Here is a 17,704-nt window from a genome sequence, read left to right on the forward strand (position 1 = left end):
TCTCACGCACCAGGTCGGTGTGCCGGCCGCGCGCGTCGGTCCCGCAGGGGCTGCAGCAGGTCGTCGAAGGCGGGTTCCCTCCCGGGAGCCCGCCTTCGGCGTCCCTCACGACCCGCCTTCGGCGTCCCTCACGAACGGCCTGCCGTGGAGCGTCGCGCTCCGTTCCGGAGCGCTCCGGAGCGGTCCGAGCACCGCTGGGGCGCGTCCGGCGGAGACGGTAGCGTGAGCGCCATGCGTCCTCGCTCCCACAGGATCCTTGTCGTCGGGCTGCTCGCCCTTGGCCTTGTCGCGGGCACGGGCCTGCCCGTGGTCGCCGTGCCCACGGCCGTACCCGTCGCTCGTCCCCTGGGCGACGGCCCGACGATGTCGGCGGGCCAGCACGGGGGCGGGAGCGTGGCGAGGACGTCCCGCAAGCTCTACGTCGACCCGGACTCGCAGGCGGCGTCGGCTGCGGCCGCTGCGCGACGCGATGGTCGGCGCACGACGGCGAAGAGGCTCAACGTCATCGCGTCCGCGCCGCAGGCGCGGTGGTTCGGGACGTGGAACTCGACGCGCACCGTCAAGGCCGACGTCCGCGCGTACGTCAAGGCTGCGCAGAAGAAGAAGCGGGTGCCGCAGCTCGTCCTCTACGCGATCCCGAACCGCGACTGCGGAGGCTGGTCCTCCGGCGGCTTCACCGCGACGGAGTACCGCGCGTGGATCCGCAAGGTTGCGGCGGGCCTCAAGGGCTCACGGGCTGTCGTCGTGCTCGAGCCGGACTCGCTCGGTCACACGTGCGGCGGCTCGCAGCGCACGGCGCTCCTCAAGGACGCGACGAAGCGTCTGACGAAGTCCGGCGCGTGGGTGTACCTCGATGGCGGGCACTCCCGGTGGAACAGCCCGACGGCCGCCGCGAAGCGGCTCAAGGCTGCGGGGGTGAGCGCCGCACGTGGGTTCGCGGTCAACGTCTCGAACTTCAACTCGACGAAGGCCGAGGTCGCCTACGGCAAGAAGGTCGCCGCACAGCTGGCGAAGCGTGGCGTGAGCTCGTCGCACAGGCGGTTCGTCGTCGACACGTCCCGCAACGGCCGCGCGACCGCGAAGGGTGCGTGGTGCAACCCGGCCAGGCAGGGGCTCGGGCGGCGGCCCCGGTGGGTCTCGAAGGGCGGGGTCGACGCCTACCTGTGGGTCAAGCGCCCCGGGGAGTCCGACGGAAGCTGCGGGGGTGGGCCGGCCGCGGGGCAGTGGTTCGAGTCCTACGCGCTCGGTCTTGTGGCTCGGCGGGTGAAGTGATGACGCGCCACACCCTGCGGCTCGCGACGGGTCCCGGCGCAGAGCTCGCCGCGTCGTTCGCTCAGCTGCGCGCCGAGCTCGACCTGCCCGACGAGTTCTCGGCTGACGTCCTCGCCGAGGCTGACGCGGTGGCGCAGCGTGTCGCGTCGTCGATGTCGGCGCACGCGGCTGGGCCCGCTGACGCGGCTGACGCGGCTGACGTGCTCGACGCGCGTGACGTGCCCTTCGTGACGATCGACCCGCCCGGGTCGATGGACCTCGACCAGGCCGTGCACATCGAACGCCGCGATGGCGGCTACCGCGTGCTGTACGCGATTGCCGACGTCCCCACGGCCATCGAGATCGGCGGCGCGCTCGATGTGGCGACGCGCGAGCGCGGCACGACCGTGTACGGCCCCGGGACGCGGGTTCCCCTGCACCCCGAGGTGCTCTCGGAGGGCGTGCTCAGCTTGTTGCCCGGCGTCGACAGGCCCGCGCTGCTGTGGGAGCTGACGCTCGATGAGAGCGGCGAATGCTCGGCAGCCATGGTCCGTCGGTCGCTCGTGCGTTCACGCGTGCGCCTCTCGTACGCCCAGGCCCAGGCGGTTCTCGACGGTGAGGTCCCGCAGCGTGCGACGGACCCCGCGGGTGGGCTCGACGACGCTGCGGTCGCCCGGCTGCTCGGCCTGCTGCGCGACGTGGGAACGCTTCGCCAGGACCGTGAGCGCGAGCGGGGCGGAGTGTCGTTGGACGTCCCCGAGCAAGAGGCTGCGGTCGTCGACGGGGTGCCCCTTCTCGAGTTTCGGCACGTGCTGCCCGTCGAAGGCTGGAACGCGCAGATCTCCCTGCTCACGGGCATGGCTGCTGCGCAGATCATGCTCGACGGCGGCATCGGTGTGCTGCGGACGCTGCCGCCGGCGGACCCGCGTGACGTGCGACGCCTGCGTCGGGCTGCGACCGGGTTGGGGATCGACTGGCCGCGCGACCTCACCTACGCGGGGCTCATCTCGACGCTCGACGGCACCGACCCGCAGCATGCCGCGTTCATGGAGGAAGCCACGACGCTCTTCCGCGGCGCCGGGTACCTCGCGTTTGACGTCGAGCGTGGTCGTCCGCTGCCTGCTGACGACGCGGAGCGTCGGCACGCGGCGATCGCCGCCCCGTACGCGCACGTCACGGCGCCCCTGCGGCGCCTCGTCGACAGGTACGGGCTCGCGATCTGCGTCGCGTTGTGCGCGGGCGAGCCTGTGCCCGACGGTGTGCGTGCGGGGCTCGCGGAGCTTCCCGAGATCATGGCGACGACCGGGCGCCGGGCCGGCGCTTTTGAGCGCGGGTGTCTCGATGCGGTTGAGGCTGCCGTGCTGCGGGAACGGCTGGGGGACGTCTTTGACGCGGTCGTCGTCGAGGCCAATGAGCAGGGAACCAAGGGCGAGATCCTCCTGGCCGATCCTGCGGTGCGGTCGAAGGTCACGGGCGTCGGCCTCGAACCCGGTGAGCGTGCCAAGGTGCGCCTCGCGCAGGCGGATGTGACGGCGCGGGTCGTGAGGTTCGAGACCGTGGCGCGCCCTGCGTCCGACGAGTCTGCTCCGGTGGCGGGCTAGCTGGCTGTCGCGTGACGGCAGGCCGCTCAGCGCGGACGTGCGGCCTGCAGGGGGAGGAGCCGTGAGATGTCGGCCCGGATGCCCGACGGTCGCAGGCGCCCGTCAGCAAGGGCCTCGTCCCAGGTGACCGCGCCGGTGACGAGCCGGAGCCACGTCTGGGGATCGGTCTCGACGACGTTGGGTGGTGTGTCGCGCGTGTGGCGTGGCCCGTCGATCGCCTGCACGGCGCCGTCGGGCGGAACGCGTAGCTCGACGGCGTGGCCCGGCTCGATCTCGGCGATCTCTTCGAGCGTGAACCGCACGGCCGTGCGGCGGGCGGCGCGGTCGTCTGGATTCTCGCGCCAGCGGGCGAGTGCTGCGCGACCGGCAGCGGGGTCGGTGCGTCGTCGTGCGGCCATGACCTGATCGTAGGCGTCCGGCGGTTAAGGTCGGGGGGTGAGCATGCCGTCTGCAGACCAGCCCGATCCGATCCTCCCCGGTCCTGACCGGCCGGACGACGTGTCCCCAGCGGACGACGTGTCCCCAGCGGACGACGAGGCTTCCGCGGTCGACGAGGTTCCCGCGGTCGACGAGGCGCCCGCGCGTCTGACGTCGTACCCGGATGAGGCCCACCCCGTCGTGCTCGACCGCACGACGCTGCGTCGTGCCCCGCGCTTCGGTCGCTTCGCGTTCGCCGCCGTCGTCGTCGGTCTCGTCGTTGGCGTCGGGCTCGGGTATGCGATCTTCCCGGCCTCGCACCCGGGCTGGTCGCGTGTGATCTTCGCGCTCGAGGTCGCCTTCGTCACGCTCGCGGTCACACTGGTCATGGCGCTCATCTCGGACGGCCGCTCGCGTCGCTCCCGAGGGTCCCGGCCCTCTCGATAGCGGATCTGTACGCCTGAGGTGTGCAGATCGGCTATCGGACGCGTCGTTCTTACCTCGCTAGCGTGAGGGCGTGGGGCGCCGGGCGTAGCCAGACCGCCGACCCTGCCTCAGCCCCGAGCGCCCGCTGCTCCGCGCGCGTGAGCGTCACGGTCGTCGGGGCAGTGTCGGGCGAGCTCACGGGAGCGACGTCAAGCCGCACCTCGAACCCGATGCGCTGCGCTCGCACGACGCGTCCCTCGGATGCGGCGAGCCCCGCGGGCGGTTCGGTGAACACATGGACGTCGTGCGGACGCACGAGCCGCCCGTCCAGCTGCGTCACCGGCCCGAGGAAGCTCATGACGAACGGGTTCGCGGGTGCGTCGTACAGGTCGTCGGGCGAGCCCACCTGCTCGACCCGGCCCTCGTTGACGACGACGATCTCGTCGGCGACCTCGAGCGCTTCCTCTTGATCGTGCGTGACGAAGACCGTCGTCACGGGGTACTCGTCGTGCAGGTGCCGCAACCAGTCACGCAGCTCCTTGCGGACGCGCGCGTCGAGCGCGCCGAACGGCTCGTCGAGGAGCAGGACCGAGGGCCGTACGGCGAGCGCCCTGGCGAGCGCCATGCGCTGGCGCTGCCCGCCCGAGAGCTGCGAGGGCTTGCGGTCGGCAAACTGCTGCAGGTGCACGAGTCGCAGCAGCTCGTCGACGCGTTCGCGGATCTCGTCCTTGGGCGTCTTGCGAATCTCGAGCCCGAACGCGACGTTCTTGGCGACGGACATGTGCTTGAACGCCGCGTAGTGCTGGAAGACGAAGCCGACGTTGCGCTTGCGCGCGGGCTCGTGCGTCGCGTCGCGGCCCTCGATCGAGACGGTTCCGGAGTCGGCGGTCTCGAGCCCGGCGATGATGCGCAGGAGCGTCGACTTGCCGCCGCCCGACGGCCCGAGCAGGGCCGTGAGCTGGCCGGTGGGGATGGACACGGAGACGTCGTCGAGCGCGACGAAGTCGCCGAAGCGCTTGGTGGCGTTGCGGACCACGATGCTCATAGCAGCTCCTTGGCGAGCGGTCGGGCGGGTCGGGCGGTGCAGGTGGGGCGAACGGAGCGGACGGGTCGGGCGACAGGAACGGTCATCGGGCGCTGCCGTGCGCGGGCCGCAGGTACGTGACGAGCGTGATGCAGGCAACCGAGACGGCCGCGAGCAGGAACGCGACCGCGTACGCGGTCGCGTGATCGAAGTCGTGGTAGCGCTGCTCGACGAGGAGCGTCGCCGTCTGGGTGCGGCCCTCGAGGTTGCCGGAGACGATCTTGACCGCGCCGAACTCGCCGAGCGACCGGGCCAGGGTGAGGACGACGCCGTAGATGAGCGCCCACCGGATGGAGGGCAGCGTGATGCGCCAGAACGTCTGAGGTCCGCTCGCGCCGAGCGAGCGCGCGGCCTGGACCTCGTCGGTCCCGATCTCGTGCAGCACGGGCACGACCTCGCGGACGACGAGGGGGAGCGACACGAACGCGGTCGCGAGAACGATCCCGGCCGGCGCGAAGATCACGTCGAGGCCCGCGTCCGAGAGCGCGGGCCCGAACCACGTGCCGCGCGGACCGTAGGCGAGGACGATCGCGAGCCCGACGACGACGGGCGAGACCGACAGCGGGAGGTCGATGAGCGCGGACAGCAGCCGCTTGCCTCGGAAGTCGGTGCGCACGAGCAGGAGCGAGATGCCGATGCCGAAGACCGTGTTGAGAAGCGTCGCCTGGACGGCCACGGCGACGGTGAGCTTGAGGGAGAAGACGACGGTCGGGTCGCTGAGCGCGTCGCGGAGCGTCGTGAGGCCGTCGGCGAAGGTGGCGCGGACGACGAGGCTCACGGGCCAGCCGACGAGCGCGACGAGGTAGACGATGACGAGGGTGCGCAGGGCGTAGCGCAGCCAGGGGCTAGTGCGTGCCACGGCTGACCACCTTGCGCTGGAGGACGTCGAGGGTGACGAGGGCGACGAGCGAGACGCCGAGCAGGAGGGTTGCGACGGCGGCGGCGGAGGTCTCGTCGCCGTTCTCGAGGTAGGCGAGGATCCGGACGGACGCGACCTCGGTGCGCATCGGCAGGTTGCCTGAGAGGAGGACGAGCGAGCCGTACTCGGAGATGCCGCGCGCGAACGACAGCGAGGCGCCGGCCGCGATGGCGGGGACGAGGGCGGGCAGGATGATGCGGCGCAGGATGGTGAAGGGGCGCGCGCCGAGCGACGACGCGGCCTCCTCGACGTCGCGGTCGAGCTCGGCGAGGACGGGTTGCACGGTGCGGACGACGAACGGCAGCGTGACGAACGCGAGGGCGAGCGTCACGGACCACTGCGTGTTGGCGACGTTGATGCCGAGGGGGCTCGTCGGGCCGTAGAGGCTGAGCAGGACGAGGCCGGCGACGATCGTGGGCAGGGCGAACGGGATGTCGATGACGATCTCGCAGATGCGCTGGCCGGGGAATCGGTCACGCACGAGGACCCATGCGATGACCGTTCCCATGACGGCGTTGAGGACTGTGACGCCGAGCGCGTTGAGCACCGTGAGCCGGATCGCGGCGGCGGTCTGCGGGGTCGTGAGGGCGTGCGCGAAGGCGCCCCAACCGCCTTGGGAGGTCTCGACGACGACGGCGATGAGCGGGATGAGCGCGAGGATCGAGAACCACAGGACGCCGACGCCGAGGCCGACGCGTGACGCGGGGCTGAGGGCGCGCGGTGCGTGGGAGCGGCGCGGTCGTCGCGGCTTCGGGCTGGAGGTGGCGGGGTGGGCCGGAGCGATGGTCGTCACGAGGCGCCCAGCTCTTGCTGGATGCGCGTGACGAGGCCGTCGTCGGCGAAGAACTGCGCATTGACGGCCGTCCAGCCGCCAAGATCGTCGACCGTGAAGAGGTGGGACGGGACGGGGAACGGTGCCCCCGGCTCGTTGGCGCCCGCGACGGTGATGTCGGCGACGTCGGTGACGGGGCGGAAGCCCTTGGACGCGAAGATCCGCTGGCCTGCGGGGGACAGGACGAAGTCGAGGTAGCGCTGGCCGCGGGGGTCCGCGTCCTTGGTCACCGCGCCAGGGTTCTCGATGAGCAAGGTGGCCTCGGGGACGACGTACTCGAAGCTCTCGCCCTGCTGGCGGGCGAGGATCGCCTCGTTCTCGTAGCTGATGAGGACGTCGCCGGTGCCCGACGTGAACGCGGTCGTCGCGTCGCGTCCGGAGCCGGGCAGGGCGACGACGTGGTTGAAGAAGTCCCGGAGGTAGGCCTCGGCGCTCGTGGGGGTTCCGCCGTCGGCGAGGGCGGCGCCGTAGGCGCCGAGGATGTTCCACCGAGCGGAGCCTGACGAGCCGGGGTTGGGCGTGACGATCGTGACGTCGTCGCGCACGAGGTCGTCCCAGCCGCGAATGTTCTTGGGGTTGCCCTCGCGGACGACGAGGACGACGACGGATGTCGAGATGATCCCTGCGTGCGTGCCGTCGTCCCAGGTGTCGGCGACGATCCCCGCGTCGACGAGCCGGGTGACGTCGCCTTCGAGGGAGAAGTGGACGACGTCCGCGTCGAGCCCGCTCGCGACGGCACGCGACTGGTCGCCGGAGGCGCCGAATGAGGTGGTCCAGGTCGTTGCGGAGCCCTCCTCCGTCGCGGCGAACGCCCGCTGGGCCTCGTCGTGCGCGGCCTTGGGGACCGCGAAGCCGACGAGCGAGAGCGGGGCGTCGGAGGGGCCGGGGGCGGCCGCGCCGCCGATCGGGGTGGGGCCGCATGCGCCGAGCGCCAGCGTCGTGAGGATGGTGAGGGCGGCTGCCGCTACCACGCTCCTGCGGCGATCTCGTGCATGCATGCGGGCTCCTGGGTCGGGGCCCGTGGGTGGGCCGGTGTCGAGGAACGTACGTCCTTCCCGACCGCTTCGGTCCAGATCGCGTCGGACATTCCGCATCATGAGACCGGCGGCTCTCGACGAGGTCGCGCCCGCCCGGGACCGGCCCGCCCGGTCCGCATGCTGGCGCGCCGCCGGGCTCCGGGGGCACTGTGGGAGACTTGCCGCGTGGCGCTGCGCGGAGACGGACTGCTCAATCACGACCTCCTTTCGGGCGAGAAGGGCCCGCAGGATGCCTGCGGCGTCTTCGGCGTCTGGGCGCCCGGCGAGGAGGTCGCCAAACTCGCCTACTTCGGGCTCTATGCGCTGCAGCACCGCGGGCAGGAGTCCGCCGGGATCGCGACGAGCAACGGCACGCAGATCCTCGTCTACAAAGACATGGGCCTCGTCTCGCAGGTGTTCGACGAGACCGCGCTCGACGCTCTCCAGGGGCACATCGCCATTGGCCACTGCCGCTACTCCACGACCGGTGGTGTGACGTGGGAGAACGCGCAGCCGACTCTCGGAGCGACGTCGTCGGGCACCGTCGCCCTCGGCCACAACGGCAACCTCGTCAACACGGCCGAGCTCCTCGAGCTCGTCACCGAGCGCTACGGCCAGCAGGCGCGCGGCGAGCTTGCACGCGGCAACACGACCGACACCGCCCTCGTCACCGCCCTCCTGCACGGCGACCCTGAGCACACGCTCGAGCAGACCGCGCTCGAGGTGCTGCCGCGCCTGCGCGGCGCGTTCTCGCTCGTCTTCATGGACGAGCACACGCTCTACGCGGCCCGCGACCCCCAGGGCGTGCGCCCCCTCGTGCTCGGTCGCCTCGAGCGCGGCTGGGTCGTCGCCTCCGAGACGAGCGCCCTCGACATCGTCGGCGCCTCGTTCGTGCGTGAGGTCGAGCCTGGCGAGATGCTGACGATCGATTCCGAGGGCCTGCGCTCGCAGCGCTTCGCCGAGGTCAAGCGCGCCGGATGCGTCTTCGAGTACGTCTACCTCGCCAGGCCCGACACGACGATCTCCGGCCGCTCGGTGCACGCGGCCCGCGTCGAGATGGGCCGACGCCTCGCCGCCGAGCACCCGGTCGACGCCGACCTCGTCATCCCCGTCCCCGAGTCCGGGACCCCCGCAGCCGTCGGCTACGCGCAAGGCTCAGGCATCCCCTTCGGGCAGGGCCTCACGAAGAACGCCTACGTCGGACGCACCTTCATTCAGCCGTCGGACACGCTGCGCCAGCTGGGCATCCGGCTCAAGCTCAACCCCCTGCGCGACGTCATCCGCGGCAAGCGTCTCGTCGTCGTCGACGACTCGATCGTGCGCGGCAACACCCAGCGCGCGCTCGTGCGGATGCTCCGTGAGGCCGGCGCCGCCGAGGTGCACATCCGCATCTCCGCGCCACCCGTCAAGTGGCCATGCTTCTACGGGATCGACTTCGCCTCGCGTGCCGAGCTCATCGCCAACGGCCTCGACACCGACGCCATCGCCAGCTCCCTCGGTGCTGACTCGCTCGGCTACATCACGCTCGAGGGCATGATCGAGGCGACCGAGCAGCCCCGCGAGAAGCTCTGCACCGCCTGCTTCACGGGTGACTACCCGATCGAGCTCCCTGCCGAGGACAAGCTCGGCAAGAACCTCCTCGAGCCCCCGGCAGCCCTCGGCTCGCCCGAGGCCGGTCTGCGCAACCTCACGGTGAGCGCGGGCGGCGCGACCGCGCTCGACCACCCCTGACCACGGCCGGCACGGCCGGCACCTCTGCCCCGCGCGACACCCGCGCGCGGACCGACCAAGGAGAGCCACATGACCGAGCCGATCACCTACGCCGCCGCGGGAGTCGACACGGAGGCCGGTGACAAGGCCGTCGAGCTCATGAAGGGCGCCGTGCGCGCGACGCACGGCCCCGAGGTGCTCGGGGGAGTGGGCGGCTTCGCCGGGCTCTTCGACGCCTCGGCTCTCGTCGGGTACAAGCGGCCGCTGCTCGCCACCTCGACCGACGGCGTCGGCACCAAGGTCGCGATCGCGCAGGCCATGGACAAGCACGACACGATCGGCCACGACCTCGTCGGCATGGTCGTCGACGACATCGTCGTCGTCGGTGCCAAGCCGCTCTTCATGACCGACTACATCGCCTGCGGCAAGCTCGTCCCCGAGCGGATCGCCGACATCGTCCGCGGCATCGCCGAGGCCTGCGAGATCGCGGGGACCGCGCTCGTCGGCGGCGAGACCGCCGAGCACCCCGGCCTCCTCGGAGCCGACGAGTACGACGTCGCAGGTGCGGCCACTGGCGTCGTCGAAGCCGACGCGATGCTCGGGCCCGACCGCGTGCGGGCAGGCGACGTCCTCATCGCCATGGCAGCCTCCGGCCTGCACTCCAACGGCTACTCGCTCGTGCGCGCAGTGATCAACCACGCTGGCTGGGCGCTCGACCGTCACGTCGACGAGCTTGGCCGCACCCTGGGCGAAGAGCTCCTCGAGCCCACGAAGGTCTACGCGGCCGACTGCCTCGCGCTCGCCGCCGACCAGGCCGCGCAGGTCCACGCCTACACGCACGTGACCGGCGGCGGACTCGCCGCCAACCTCGCGCGCGTCCTGCCCGCGGGGCTCGTCGCGACCGTCGACCGGTCCTCGTGGGAGGTGCCCGCGATCTTCCAGCTCGTGCGCGGCCTCGGCAACGTTCCGCGCGGCGACCTCGAGAGCACGCTCAACCTCGGCGTCGGCATGGTGGCGATCGTCGGTGCTGAGGGCACAGACGCAGCGCTCGCACGGTGTCGCACGCTGGGTGTTGACGCGTGGGTCCTGGGCGAGGTTGCCCAGCTCACGGACGACGCCTCGCGCGAGGGCCTCGTTGCGGGGACCAAGGGCGTCCAGGCGGGCGCGGTGCGCCTCACGGGCGACTACCGCTGACGCAGCCCGACTCGCACGACAACGAGGAGCGCCGCCCGTCGGGCGGCGCTCCTCGTGTGTTCGCGTATGGCGTTCTCGGGACCGTTAGTCCTCGTTGCGCCAGCTCGAATACTTGTCGTCATCCTCGCGGTCGTCGACCGCAACATCTGAGCGCTTCGTGTGGGCGAGCTCCTGCTCGAGCGCCTTGATGTCCGTGGGAGGCGTGTAGTACTTCAGCTCGCGAGCGACCTTGGTCTGCTTCGCCTTCTGACGGCCGCGGCCCATGGCTCCGACCTCCCTTTGAGTCGAGGCGGGACTGGCCCTGCGTCGGCTCCGGACGCGGGCGGCCCCTCGTGGTGTCTCATTCGAGGCCCACGGTACATGAGACGGACGGGTTCCGACCACTTTCGAGATGCGTGACGCAGGCCTCGTGGACGGGTTCTGCGCTCAGCGTAGGAGCATCGGCTGGCACTGGCGCATCCGTGAAAAACGCGCGACCATGGGCCCGTAGGTCCTGATTCGGAGATTAGTGTTCGATATCTCACGGGATCATCAGCTGGACTTGCTACGCTTCTTACTTGCAGGTGGAAACATCATGCAGTAACTGAACACTTACGAAGGAGTGACCATGCCCGTCCACGGCACTGAGTCTGAAGTCCTGCTCACGCCCGCAGAGGTTGCGAGCCTGTTCCGCGTCGATCCGAAGACGGTGACCCGCTGGGCCAAGGCTGGCAAGATCTCCGCGATCCGCACTCTCGGTGGCCACCGCCGCTACCGCGAGGCCGAGGTTCTCGCGCTGCTCAGCGCCGGTTCCTCCGAGGCAGGCACGCCCAGCGTCTGATCTCGTGGCCACCCCGCCTGCGGGTGGTTGCACCGATGGCCGGGTCCCCCACGGGGCCCGGCCATCGGCGTACGGTCGCGCGTCGCGCTCAGCGACGCCTGATGACGACGATCGCGACGAGCGCGACTGCTCCCAGGACGGCGCCGGCCAGCAGCTTGACGTTCCGCGAACGCCGCGGGTCCTCGGCGGGGAAGCCCTGACCGGTGAAGAGGCCCTGAGCGTCGTGGACGGCTGTACGCGCGGACGCAGCGGCCTGCTGCGCCTTGACGCGGGGGTCGAGGCGACCACTGAGGGCGTCCACGGTCGCCGTGAGGTCGGCTCGCGCGGCGCGCACCGCAGCCTCGGCCGCGACGATCCCGGGGTCAGTGAGGGTCAGCGGCTTCTTGGCCATCATCGTCCGAGGCCCTTCTTGAGTGCGTCGACGTCGTCCTTGACGTTCGCTGCGGCGCGCGAGGGCTTGGGTGGGCTGCCCGCCTTGAGCATCTTCATGCCGACCAGGGCGAGGACGCCGACGATGAGGAGCAGGACGACGCCCACGATGAGGAATCCGAGCCACGCCGGCATCGGGACGGAGAGGCCGAGCGCGGCCGCGTCGAAGAGCTTGTCGAGCGCGTAGAGGGCCAGGACGCCCGCTGCTGCGAGGAGCCCGGCGCCCGCTCCGAGACGGATCGCTCGCGCCTTCATCTCAGCCTTGGCGAGCTCGATCTCGGCGTGGACGAGGCGACTCGTGTGCTCGCTCAGTCTGCCGAAGAGCTCGCCGATGCTCGGCTCGCCCTGAGGTGCGTCGGTTGTGCTCATGATTCCTGCCTTCGTCGGCGGTGCGCGCGCGGCGCCTAGGTCAACTCAACCGCGAAGCGGCGCGGGTTTCAATCCGGGGCAGATCGACGAGCCGTGACGCGACTATGACTCGATGCGACGGGGCCCGGCCTGCCAGGCGCTCCATGCCGACCGCAGGATGTCGTCGAACGTGCGGGTCGCGTGCCAGCCGAGGACGGTGTTGATGCGCTCGGCCGAGGCGACGAGGTGCGGCGGGTCACCCGCCCGGCGCGGCTTGACCTCGGGATCCATGGCGATGCCCGAGACGGCGGCGAGCCCGTCGATGACCTCGCGCACCGACGCGCCCCGGCCCGTGCCGACGTTGAAGACGTCGTGCTCACGCTCCGGCTCGGCGAGGTACCGGAGTGCGTCGACGTGGGCCTCGGCGAGGTCGAGCACGTGGATGTAGTCGCGGATGCAGGTGCCGTCGGGCGTGGGGTAGTCGTCGCCGAAGATCGCGGGGCGCTGCCCCTTCTCGACGCGGTCGAGGACCATGGGGATGAGGTTGAGGACGGCGGAGTCGCCCAGCTCGTCCCAGCCGGCGCCGGCGACGTTGAAGTACCGCAGCGCGACGAAGCGCAGGCCCCATGCGCGCTGCGCGGCGCGCCCGAGCCATTCGCCGATGAGCTTCGTCTCGCCATAGGGGTTGATCGGCTCTGCGTGGAGCTTCTCGTCGACGAGCGAGACGGCCGGCATGCCATAGGTCGCGGCGGACGACGAGAACACGAGGCGATCGACGCCCGCGGCCTCCATCGCCGTGATGACGTTGGTGAGGCCGCCCACGTTCTGCTCGTAGTAGTACGCGGGGCGCTCGACGGACTCGCCGACCTGCTTGCGGCCGGCGAAGTGGATGACTGCGCTCACCTGGTGGTCGCGCATGGTGCGCGTGAGCGTGCCGACGGCCTCCGGGGAGGCCACATCGAGGTGGACGAGCGTCGCCCCGCCGATGCGATCAGCGCGACCCGTCGAGAGGTCGTCGACGACGATGACCTCGTCCCCACGCTCGTGGAGCACACGGACGACATGGGCACCGATGTAGCCGGCTCCGCCGGTCACGAGGATCGTCATGGGGCCGATTCTAGCGGTGTTGCCGCCGCGCACAGTGGGACCGGGCTAGTCCCAGCCGAGCTCGTGGAGCGCGTTGTCGTCGATCCCGAAGTGGTGGGCAATCTCGTGGACGACGGTGATCGCGACCTCGTCGACGACCTCGTCCTCCGTCTCGCAGATCGCGAGCGTGGGGTTGCGGAAGATCGTGATGCGGTCCGGCAGGCCCGTCCAGGCGAGCGAGCGCTCGGTGAGGGGGATCCCGTCGTAGAGCCCGAGGAGCTCGGGGTCGTCGGCCGGGGCGTCGTCCTCGACGAGGATGACGACGTTGTCCATCATCGCGGTGAGCTCGGGCGGGACGTCGTCCAGCGCGTCGCTCACGAGCTCCTCGAAGCGTTCCCGGGTCATCTCGATCACGCCCCTATGGTGCCAGGTGTGCGCGCTGGAGGGGCTTCGGGAGCCGCAGCACTGCGCCGATTTTGCATGCACGGCTTCTGGCGCATATAGTTACCGACGTCCTCAGCGGTTCGCTTCACGGCGGGCCGACGCAATGGACTAGGCCCCCATCGTCTAGCGGCCTAGGACGCCGCCCTTTCACGGCGGTAGCACGGGTTCGAATCCCGTTGGGGGTACGAGTAGTATCAGGTCTTGCACGTCAAGGCCCCGTAGCGCAGTTGGTTAGCGCGCCGCCCTGTCACGGCGGAGGTCGCGGGTTCAAGTCCCGTCGGGGTCGCTCGATCAGCGCCCGGTCATCTGACCGGGCGTTGTCGGCTAAGGCCACTTAGCTCAGTTGGTAGAGCGTTCGACTGAAAATCGAAAGGTCGGCAGTTCGACCCTGCCAGTGGCCACAGCACCGGTTGGCCCCGTCCAGATGGACGGGGCCTTCCGCGTTCCTGACGTCGTGCGCCGGGCGCACGGTGCGTGAACGACACTTCGATGTGTGGTCCTGGTCACGAGAATGTCGGACGTAGGGCCTACGATCCGACCATGACCTCCCAGGCCACTCGTGTCATCGACGACATCCCCTCCGCCCCCGTCCCCGCGCGCAGGGTCGTCGCGTGGGCGCTGTGGGACTGGGGCTCGGCCGCGTTCAACGCCGTCATCACGACCTTCGTCTTCACCCGGTGGCTCACGTCGGACGCGTTCGTCACCTCCGACGTCGTGGCTGCGGCGGCCGCCGAAGAGGCGGCGAAGGTGACCGGCGGCCCCGGCCAGGCCGCGCTCGACGCGGTCCTCGCGGATCATTCGTCGTGGCTTGGCTGGGGGCTCGCCGCCGCGGGTGTGCTCATCGCACTCATCGCCCCTGTGACGGGCGCGCGGTCGGACGATGCGGGTCGTCGTCGCCTGTGGCTCGGCATCCACACGGGTATCACGGTCGCGATCTGTGCCGGGATGTTCTTCGTGACACCCAACGCGGATGCGCTCGAGACCAACCTGCTCGTCGGCATCTTCCTGCTTGCCGTCGGCAACATCTTCTTCGAGCTCGCGTCGGTCAACTACAACGCGATGCTCTCCCAGGTCTCGACCCGGAAGAACGTCGGGCGCATCTCCGGCCTCGGCTGGGGCGCGGGCTACATCGGCGGAATCGTCTTGCTCCTCATCCTCTTCGTGGGATTCATCAATCCTGAGGTCGGGTGGTTCGGCGTCACCGACGCAGGCGGCCTCAACATCCGTGTCGCCGTCCTTGCCTCCGCACTGTGGTTCGCTGCGTTCGCGATTCCGGTGCTGATCGCGGTGCCCGAGGTTCCCGCGTCGACGACGCGCGCACGTCTGAGCGTCCCCGCCGCCTACCGCAAGCTCTTCACGGACGTCGCCGGGCTGTGGCGAGACCGTCGCGATGTCCTGCGGTTCCTCATCGCCTCGGCCGTCTACCGCGATGGCCTCGCCGGCGTGTTCACGTTCGGGGCGGTCATCGCGTCGGTGACGTTCGGCTTCTCGGCGTCGGGCGTCATCGTCTTCGCGATCGCCGCCAACGTCGTCTCGGGTCTTGCGACGATGATCGCGGGCTTTGTCGAGGACTCGGTGGGGCCCAAGGCGATCATCGTGACGTCGCTCGTCGGACTCCTCGTCTCGGGGATCGCTGTCTTCGTCCTGCACGACGGTGGGCAGACGATCTTCTGGATCTTCGGTCTGCTCCTGTGCGTGTTCGTCGGGCCGGCCCAGTCCTCGAGCCGCGCCCTGCTCATGCGCCGCACCCCGCCCGGGCGCGAGGCTGAGATCTTTGGTCTCTACGCGACGACGGGGCGTGCCGCAAGCTTCATGGCGCCGGCCGCGTGGGCCGCGTTTATCGCGGTGACAGGAACGCAGCACTTCGGCATTCTCGGGCTCATGCTCGTGCTGCTCGTCGGCCTGCTCCTGCTCCTGCCCGTTCCGGGGGTTGCGGCGAGTGCGGACCGTCGCGTCGACGACGTCACGGTGGCGTGAAGCGTTGATGCGGTGGGTTCCTGACGTCCTCGGTGACGGGTACGAACAGGCGACGATCGACGTGACGGGCGACGAACGCGGACCCGTCGTCGCGACGCTCGTGCGCTACGTGCCCCGTGGCCCCCTGGCCCCGCCGCGGGTGCGGGCTGTCCTGCTCGTCCACGGCTACAACGACTACGTCTTCCAGACGCACGTCGCCGAGGCCTTCGACGCGGCGGGCTGGGACGTCTACGGAATCGACCTGCGCGCCGCAGGCAGGTCGCTCCGGCCGTGGCAGCTGCCGCACTTCGTCACGGACCTCAGGCTCTACACGGAAGAGCTCACGCGAGCGGCCGCCTACATCCGTGCGACGCACGACGTGCTCGCCGTGCACGCCCACTCGACGGGTGGGCTGACAGCGGCGCTGTGGGCGCACTCCTTGCGGCGCAAGATCGTGGTCGACGCGCTCGTGCTCAACTCGCCGTGGTTCGACCTGGACGCTCCGTGGTTCGACCGGACGGTCGGCACGCACATCCTCGACACGGTTGCGCCGTGGGATCCCGAGCGGGTCGTCCACGCCTCACCGTCGGGCTACGCGTTCGACCTCCTGCGCGCCAACGGCGGCGAGTGGGACTTCAACCCGGCGTGGAAGTCCCCGGACGGCGTGCCCGTGCGTGCGGGGTGGATGCGGGCCGTGCGGCGAGGCCATGCGCGCCTTGCGCGAGGGCTCGACGTGCGCGCCCCCGTGTGCGTCGCAACGTCGACCGTCTCGGGCCCGGGGGGCGACCGTGTCCTCGACGTCGAGCAGATCGCCAACCGTGCGCACCTCGTCGGGCGCAACGTCTCACTGGAGCGCTTCGAGGGTGGGGCGCACGACCTCACGCTCTCACCGGAGCCGGTACGCAATGCCTACCTGCGGCACATCCTGGCCTGGCTAGAAACCCAACCTCAACCCCGGCCTCACCCCGCGGCTCCCCGTCTTCCGTGAGGTCGCTGCGCGGAGCCGAGGTCGCTCATGAGGATCAGCGATTTGGGCGCTGAGCAACGGTGTGACGGGCGGAGCCGCTGGCACTCAGCTCGGCGCGAAGGGCGCCCGGGCGGTTGGTCGTGAGGCCTGTGACGCCGAGGTCGACGAGGAAGCGCGCGTCGTCCACGTCGTCGACCGTCCACACTCGCACCGTCCGGCCGAGCGCGACCGCCGCACGGACTGCGTCCGGGTGGGCGCGGCACCAGGCGACCGACGGTCCCAGACCACCGATCCGGCCCGCGATGACGTCGGCCCGTGCCTCGTCGACGAGCGCGCGCAGCCGGGCGACGTCCTCGGGCGACGAGCCGCCGCCCGGCGCGAGCTCCGCGACGAGCTCGGCGTCGTCGACCTCGTCGACGAGAACCATGAGCCGGTCTGCCGGGACCGTCGCCCCGAGGTGACGCTGCGAGGTGGGGGAGAAACTCATGAAGGTGACCTCGACGTCCGTCGCGCCGACGCGGCCCGTGGCTGCGTCCCAGCCCGACGCCGCGAGCGTCGCGAGCACCGCGTCCTCGAGGCCATGACCCGCAGGGCTCGGGTGCTTGAGCTCGATGACGAGAGTGACAGGACGTCCTGACCCGGCCGCGAGGGCGACGAGGTCCGTGAGCGTGAGGAGCTGGTCGTCGTGCCCGCCGTGCGACGGCGGCGGCGGCGCCACGCCCTTCCACGACCACACGTCGAGCGCACGCATCTCCGCGAGCGTGCGTGCGTGCAGCGGCCCGGTCGCGTCCGACGTCCGGTCGAGCGTCGCGTCGTGCCACAGGACGACGGCGCCGTCCGACGTCAGCTGCACGTCGCACTCGAGCCCGTCAGCGCCCTGCGCGAGCGCCTCGACGTAGGCGGCACGCGTGTGCTCGGGATAGCTGGCGGATGCGCCCCGATGGGCGATGATCTGCGGCACGCTCACGACGGTACCGTCCCGGCGGCGACCGGGGGCCGACGCGGGCCTGCCCCGGTCGCCGGTCACCGCCCGCGCGGCCGGCCTAGAAGTGGGCCCGGTGGGGCTCGAACCCACGACCCGCGGATTAAAAGTCCGATGCTCTGCCAACTGAGCTACAGGCCCGGGAAGAGTCTACGGGTGACATGGGCTCGGGTGCGGCCCGCTGAACTGCGCGTTCACAGAGCGCCGGTTCTGAACGGATCG

19 protein-coding genes and 4 tRNA genes are annotated in these 17,704 nt (G+C 70.8%); 11 read left to right on the forward strand and 12 right to left on the reverse strand.

Features of this window, described 5'->3' with window-relative positions; all coding sequences use genetic code 11:
* The first annotated feature begins 231 nt into the window (after window positions 1-231).
* Entirely contained in the window at window positions 232-1,272 is a 1,041-nt protein-coding gene (locus ACTVCO_RS04275; RefSeq protein WP_443727179.1) for a glycoside hydrolase family 6 protein, read from the forward strand.
* Window positions 1,272-2,852, forward strand: coding sequence for an RNB domain-containing ribonuclease (locus tag ACTVCO_RS04280; RefSeq protein WP_443727180.1), 1,581 nt, complete (start codon window positions 1,272-1,274; stop codon window positions 2,850-2,852). The genes ACTVCO_RS04275 and ACTVCO_RS04280 overlap by 1 nt, the downstream gene beginning before the upstream one ends.
* Before the next feature lie 26 nt (window positions 2,853-2,878).
* On the opposite strand, the gene ACTVCO_RS04285 is transcribed toward ACTVCO_RS04280, so the two are convergent.
* Complete coding sequence (locus tag ACTVCO_RS04285) at window positions 2,879-3,250, reverse strand: sterol carrier family protein (RefSeq protein ID WP_443727181.1); 372 nt, start codon at window positions 3,248-3,250, stop codon at window positions 2,879-2,881.
* A 37-nt stretch (window positions 3,251-3,287) separates the two neighbouring features.
* Between ACTVCO_RS04285 and ACTVCO_RS04290 the strand changes: the two genes are divergently transcribed.
* On the forward strand, window positions 3,288-3,716 hold the full coding sequence (locus ACTVCO_RS04290; protein WP_443727182.1) for a hypothetical protein: 429 nt from the start codon (window positions 3,288-3,290) through the stop codon (window positions 3,714-3,716).
* Window positions 3,717-3,765: 49 nt separating this feature from the next.
* Here ACTVCO_RS04290 and ACTVCO_RS04295 read toward each other — a convergent pair whose 3' ends face one another.
* From ACTVCO_RS04295 to ACTVCO_RS04310, 4 genes are all read right to left on the reverse strand, one after another.
* Window positions 3,766-4,740 (reverse strand): sulfate/molybdate ABC transporter ATP-binding protein, encoded by a 975-nt coding sequence (locus ACTVCO_RS04295; RefSeq protein ID WP_443727184.1) that lies wholly within the window; start codon window positions 4,738-4,740, stop codon window positions 3,766-3,768.
* Between the two features lie 82 nt (window positions 4,741-4,822).
* Window positions 4,823-5,638 carry a sulfate ABC transporter permease gene (locus ACTVCO_RS04300; protein WP_443727185.1) on the reverse strand — a complete coding sequence of 272 codons (816 nt, stop codon included), beginning with the start codon at window positions 5,636-5,638 and terminating at the stop codon, window positions 4,823-4,825.
* The gene (gene cysT, locus ACTVCO_RS04305) at window positions 5,625-6,491 is read right to left on the reverse strand and encodes a sulfate ABC transporter permease subunit CysT (RefSeq protein WP_443727187.1); all 867 of its coding nucleotides are present in this window, start codon (window positions 6,489-6,491) and stop codon (window positions 5,625-5,627) included. Before cysT ends, ACTVCO_RS04300 begins: the two co-directional genes overlap by 14 nt.
* Window positions 6,488-7,528, reverse strand: coding sequence for a sulfate ABC transporter substrate-binding protein (locus tag ACTVCO_RS04310; protein ID WP_443727188.1), 1,041 nt, complete (start codon window positions 7,526-7,528; stop codon window positions 6,488-6,490). Before ACTVCO_RS04310 ends, cysT begins: the two co-directional genes overlap by 4 nt.
* A gap of 204 nt (window positions 7,529-7,732) precedes the next feature.
* Between ACTVCO_RS04310 and purF the strand changes: the two genes are divergently transcribed.
* Together purF and purM are read left to right on the forward strand one after the other, a co-directional pair.
* Window positions 7,733-9,277 carry an amidophosphoribosyltransferase gene (purF, locus tag ACTVCO_RS04315; protein WP_443727189.1) on the forward strand — a complete coding sequence of 515 codons (1,545 nt, stop codon included), beginning with the start codon at window positions 7,733-7,735 and terminating at the stop codon, window positions 9,275-9,277.
* A gap of 69 nt (window positions 9,278-9,346) precedes the next feature.
* Window positions 9,347-10,450: a phosphoribosylformylglycinamidine cyclo-ligase gene (purM, locus tag ACTVCO_RS04320; protein ID WP_443727190.1), complete on the forward strand. Its 1,104-nt coding sequence runs from the start codon at window positions 9,347-9,349 to the stop codon at window positions 10,448-10,450.
* 84 nt (window positions 10,451-10,534) lie between these two features.
* Here the strand turns inward: purM and ACTVCO_RS04325 are convergent, their stop codons facing one another.
* On the reverse strand, window positions 10,535-10,714 hold the full coding sequence (locus ACTVCO_RS04325) for a DUF3073 domain-containing protein (protein WP_443727191.1): 180 nt from the start codon (window positions 10,712-10,714) through the stop codon (window positions 10,535-10,537).
* A gap of 343 nt (window positions 10,715-11,057) precedes the next feature.
* On the opposite strand from ACTVCO_RS04325, the gene ACTVCO_RS04330 reads away from it, so the two are divergent.
* Entirely contained in the window at window positions 11,058-11,270 is a 213-nt protein-coding gene (locus tag ACTVCO_RS04330) for a BldC family transcriptional regulator (RefSeq protein ID WP_102509979.1), read from the forward strand.
* 88 nt (window positions 11,271-11,358) lie between these two features.
* On the opposite strand, the gene ACTVCO_RS04335 is transcribed toward ACTVCO_RS04330, so the two are convergent.
* The 4 genes from ACTVCO_RS04335 to ACTVCO_RS04350 form a co-directional block, all read right to left on the reverse strand.
* The gene (locus ACTVCO_RS04335) at window positions 11,359-11,664 is read right to left on the reverse strand and encodes a DUF3618 domain-containing protein (protein WP_443727192.1); all 306 of its coding nucleotides are present in this window, start codon (window positions 11,662-11,664) and stop codon (window positions 11,359-11,361) included.
* Entirely contained in the window at window positions 11,661-12,068 is a 408-nt protein-coding gene (locus ACTVCO_RS04340) for a phage holin family protein (protein WP_443727193.1), read from the reverse strand. The genes ACTVCO_RS04335 and ACTVCO_RS04340 overlap by 4 nt, the downstream gene beginning before the upstream one ends.
* Window positions 12,069-12,170: 102 nt before the next feature.
* A complete protein-coding gene (gene galE, locus ACTVCO_RS04345; RefSeq protein ID WP_443727194.1) occupies window positions 12,171-13,154 on the reverse strand; it encodes a UDP-glucose 4-epimerase GalE in 984 nt (327 codons plus the stop codon).
* 45 nt (window positions 13,155-13,199) lie between these two features.
* Window positions 13,200-13,538, reverse strand: coding sequence for a metallopeptidase family protein (locus ACTVCO_RS04350; protein ID WP_443727898.1), 339 nt, complete (start codon window positions 13,536-13,538; stop codon window positions 13,200-13,202).
* A gap of 151 nt (window positions 13,539-13,689) precedes the next feature.
* On the opposite strand from ACTVCO_RS04350, the gene ACTVCO_RS04355 reads away from it, so the two are divergent.
* The 5 genes from ACTVCO_RS04355 to ACTVCO_RS04375 all read left to right on the forward strand — a co-directional run bounded on the left by ACTVCO_RS04355 (window position 13,690) and on the right by ACTVCO_RS04375 (window position 16,521).
* Window positions 13,690-13,762: transfer RNA gene (locus ACTVCO_RS04355), tRNA-Glu, on the forward strand.
* 27 nt (window positions 13,763-13,789) lie between these two features.
* A tRNA-Asp gene (locus tag ACTVCO_RS04360) sits at window positions 13,790-13,863 on the forward strand.
* 42 nt (window positions 13,864-13,905) lie between these two features.
* A tRNA-Phe gene (locus ACTVCO_RS04365) sits at window positions 13,906-13,978 on the forward strand.
* A 139-nt stretch (window positions 13,979-14,117) separates the two neighbouring features.
* On the forward strand, window positions 14,118-15,554 hold the full coding sequence (locus tag ACTVCO_RS04370) for an MFS transporter (RefSeq protein WP_443727195.1): 1,437 nt from the start codon (window positions 14,118-14,120) through the stop codon (window positions 15,552-15,554).
* Between the two features lie 7 nt (window positions 15,555-15,561).
* Window positions 15,562-16,521 (forward strand): alpha/beta hydrolase, encoded by a 960-nt coding sequence (locus tag ACTVCO_RS04375; RefSeq protein WP_443727196.1) that lies wholly within the window; start codon window positions 15,562-15,564, stop codon window positions 16,519-16,521.
* A 34-nt stretch (window positions 16,522-16,555) separates the two neighbouring features.
* On the opposite strand, the gene ACTVCO_RS04380 is transcribed toward ACTVCO_RS04375, so the two are convergent.
* Both ACTVCO_RS04380 and ACTVCO_RS04385 read right to left on the reverse strand, forming a co-directional pair.
* Window positions 16,556-17,467, reverse strand: a complete 912-nt coding sequence (locus ACTVCO_RS04380; protein WP_443727197.1) for a glycerophosphodiester phosphodiesterase — start codon at window positions 17,465-17,467, stop codon at window positions 16,556-16,558.
* A gap of 83 nt (window positions 17,468-17,550) precedes the next feature.
* Window positions 17,551-17,623, reverse strand: a tRNA-Lys gene (locus ACTVCO_RS04385).
* Window positions 17,624-17,704: the final 81 nt, after the last annotated feature.

The sequence above is a fragment of the Sanguibacter sp. A247 genome, from assembly GCF_052324925.1.
Lineage (GTDB): Bacteria > Actinomycetota > Actinomycetes > Actinomycetales > Cellulomonadaceae > Flavimobilis.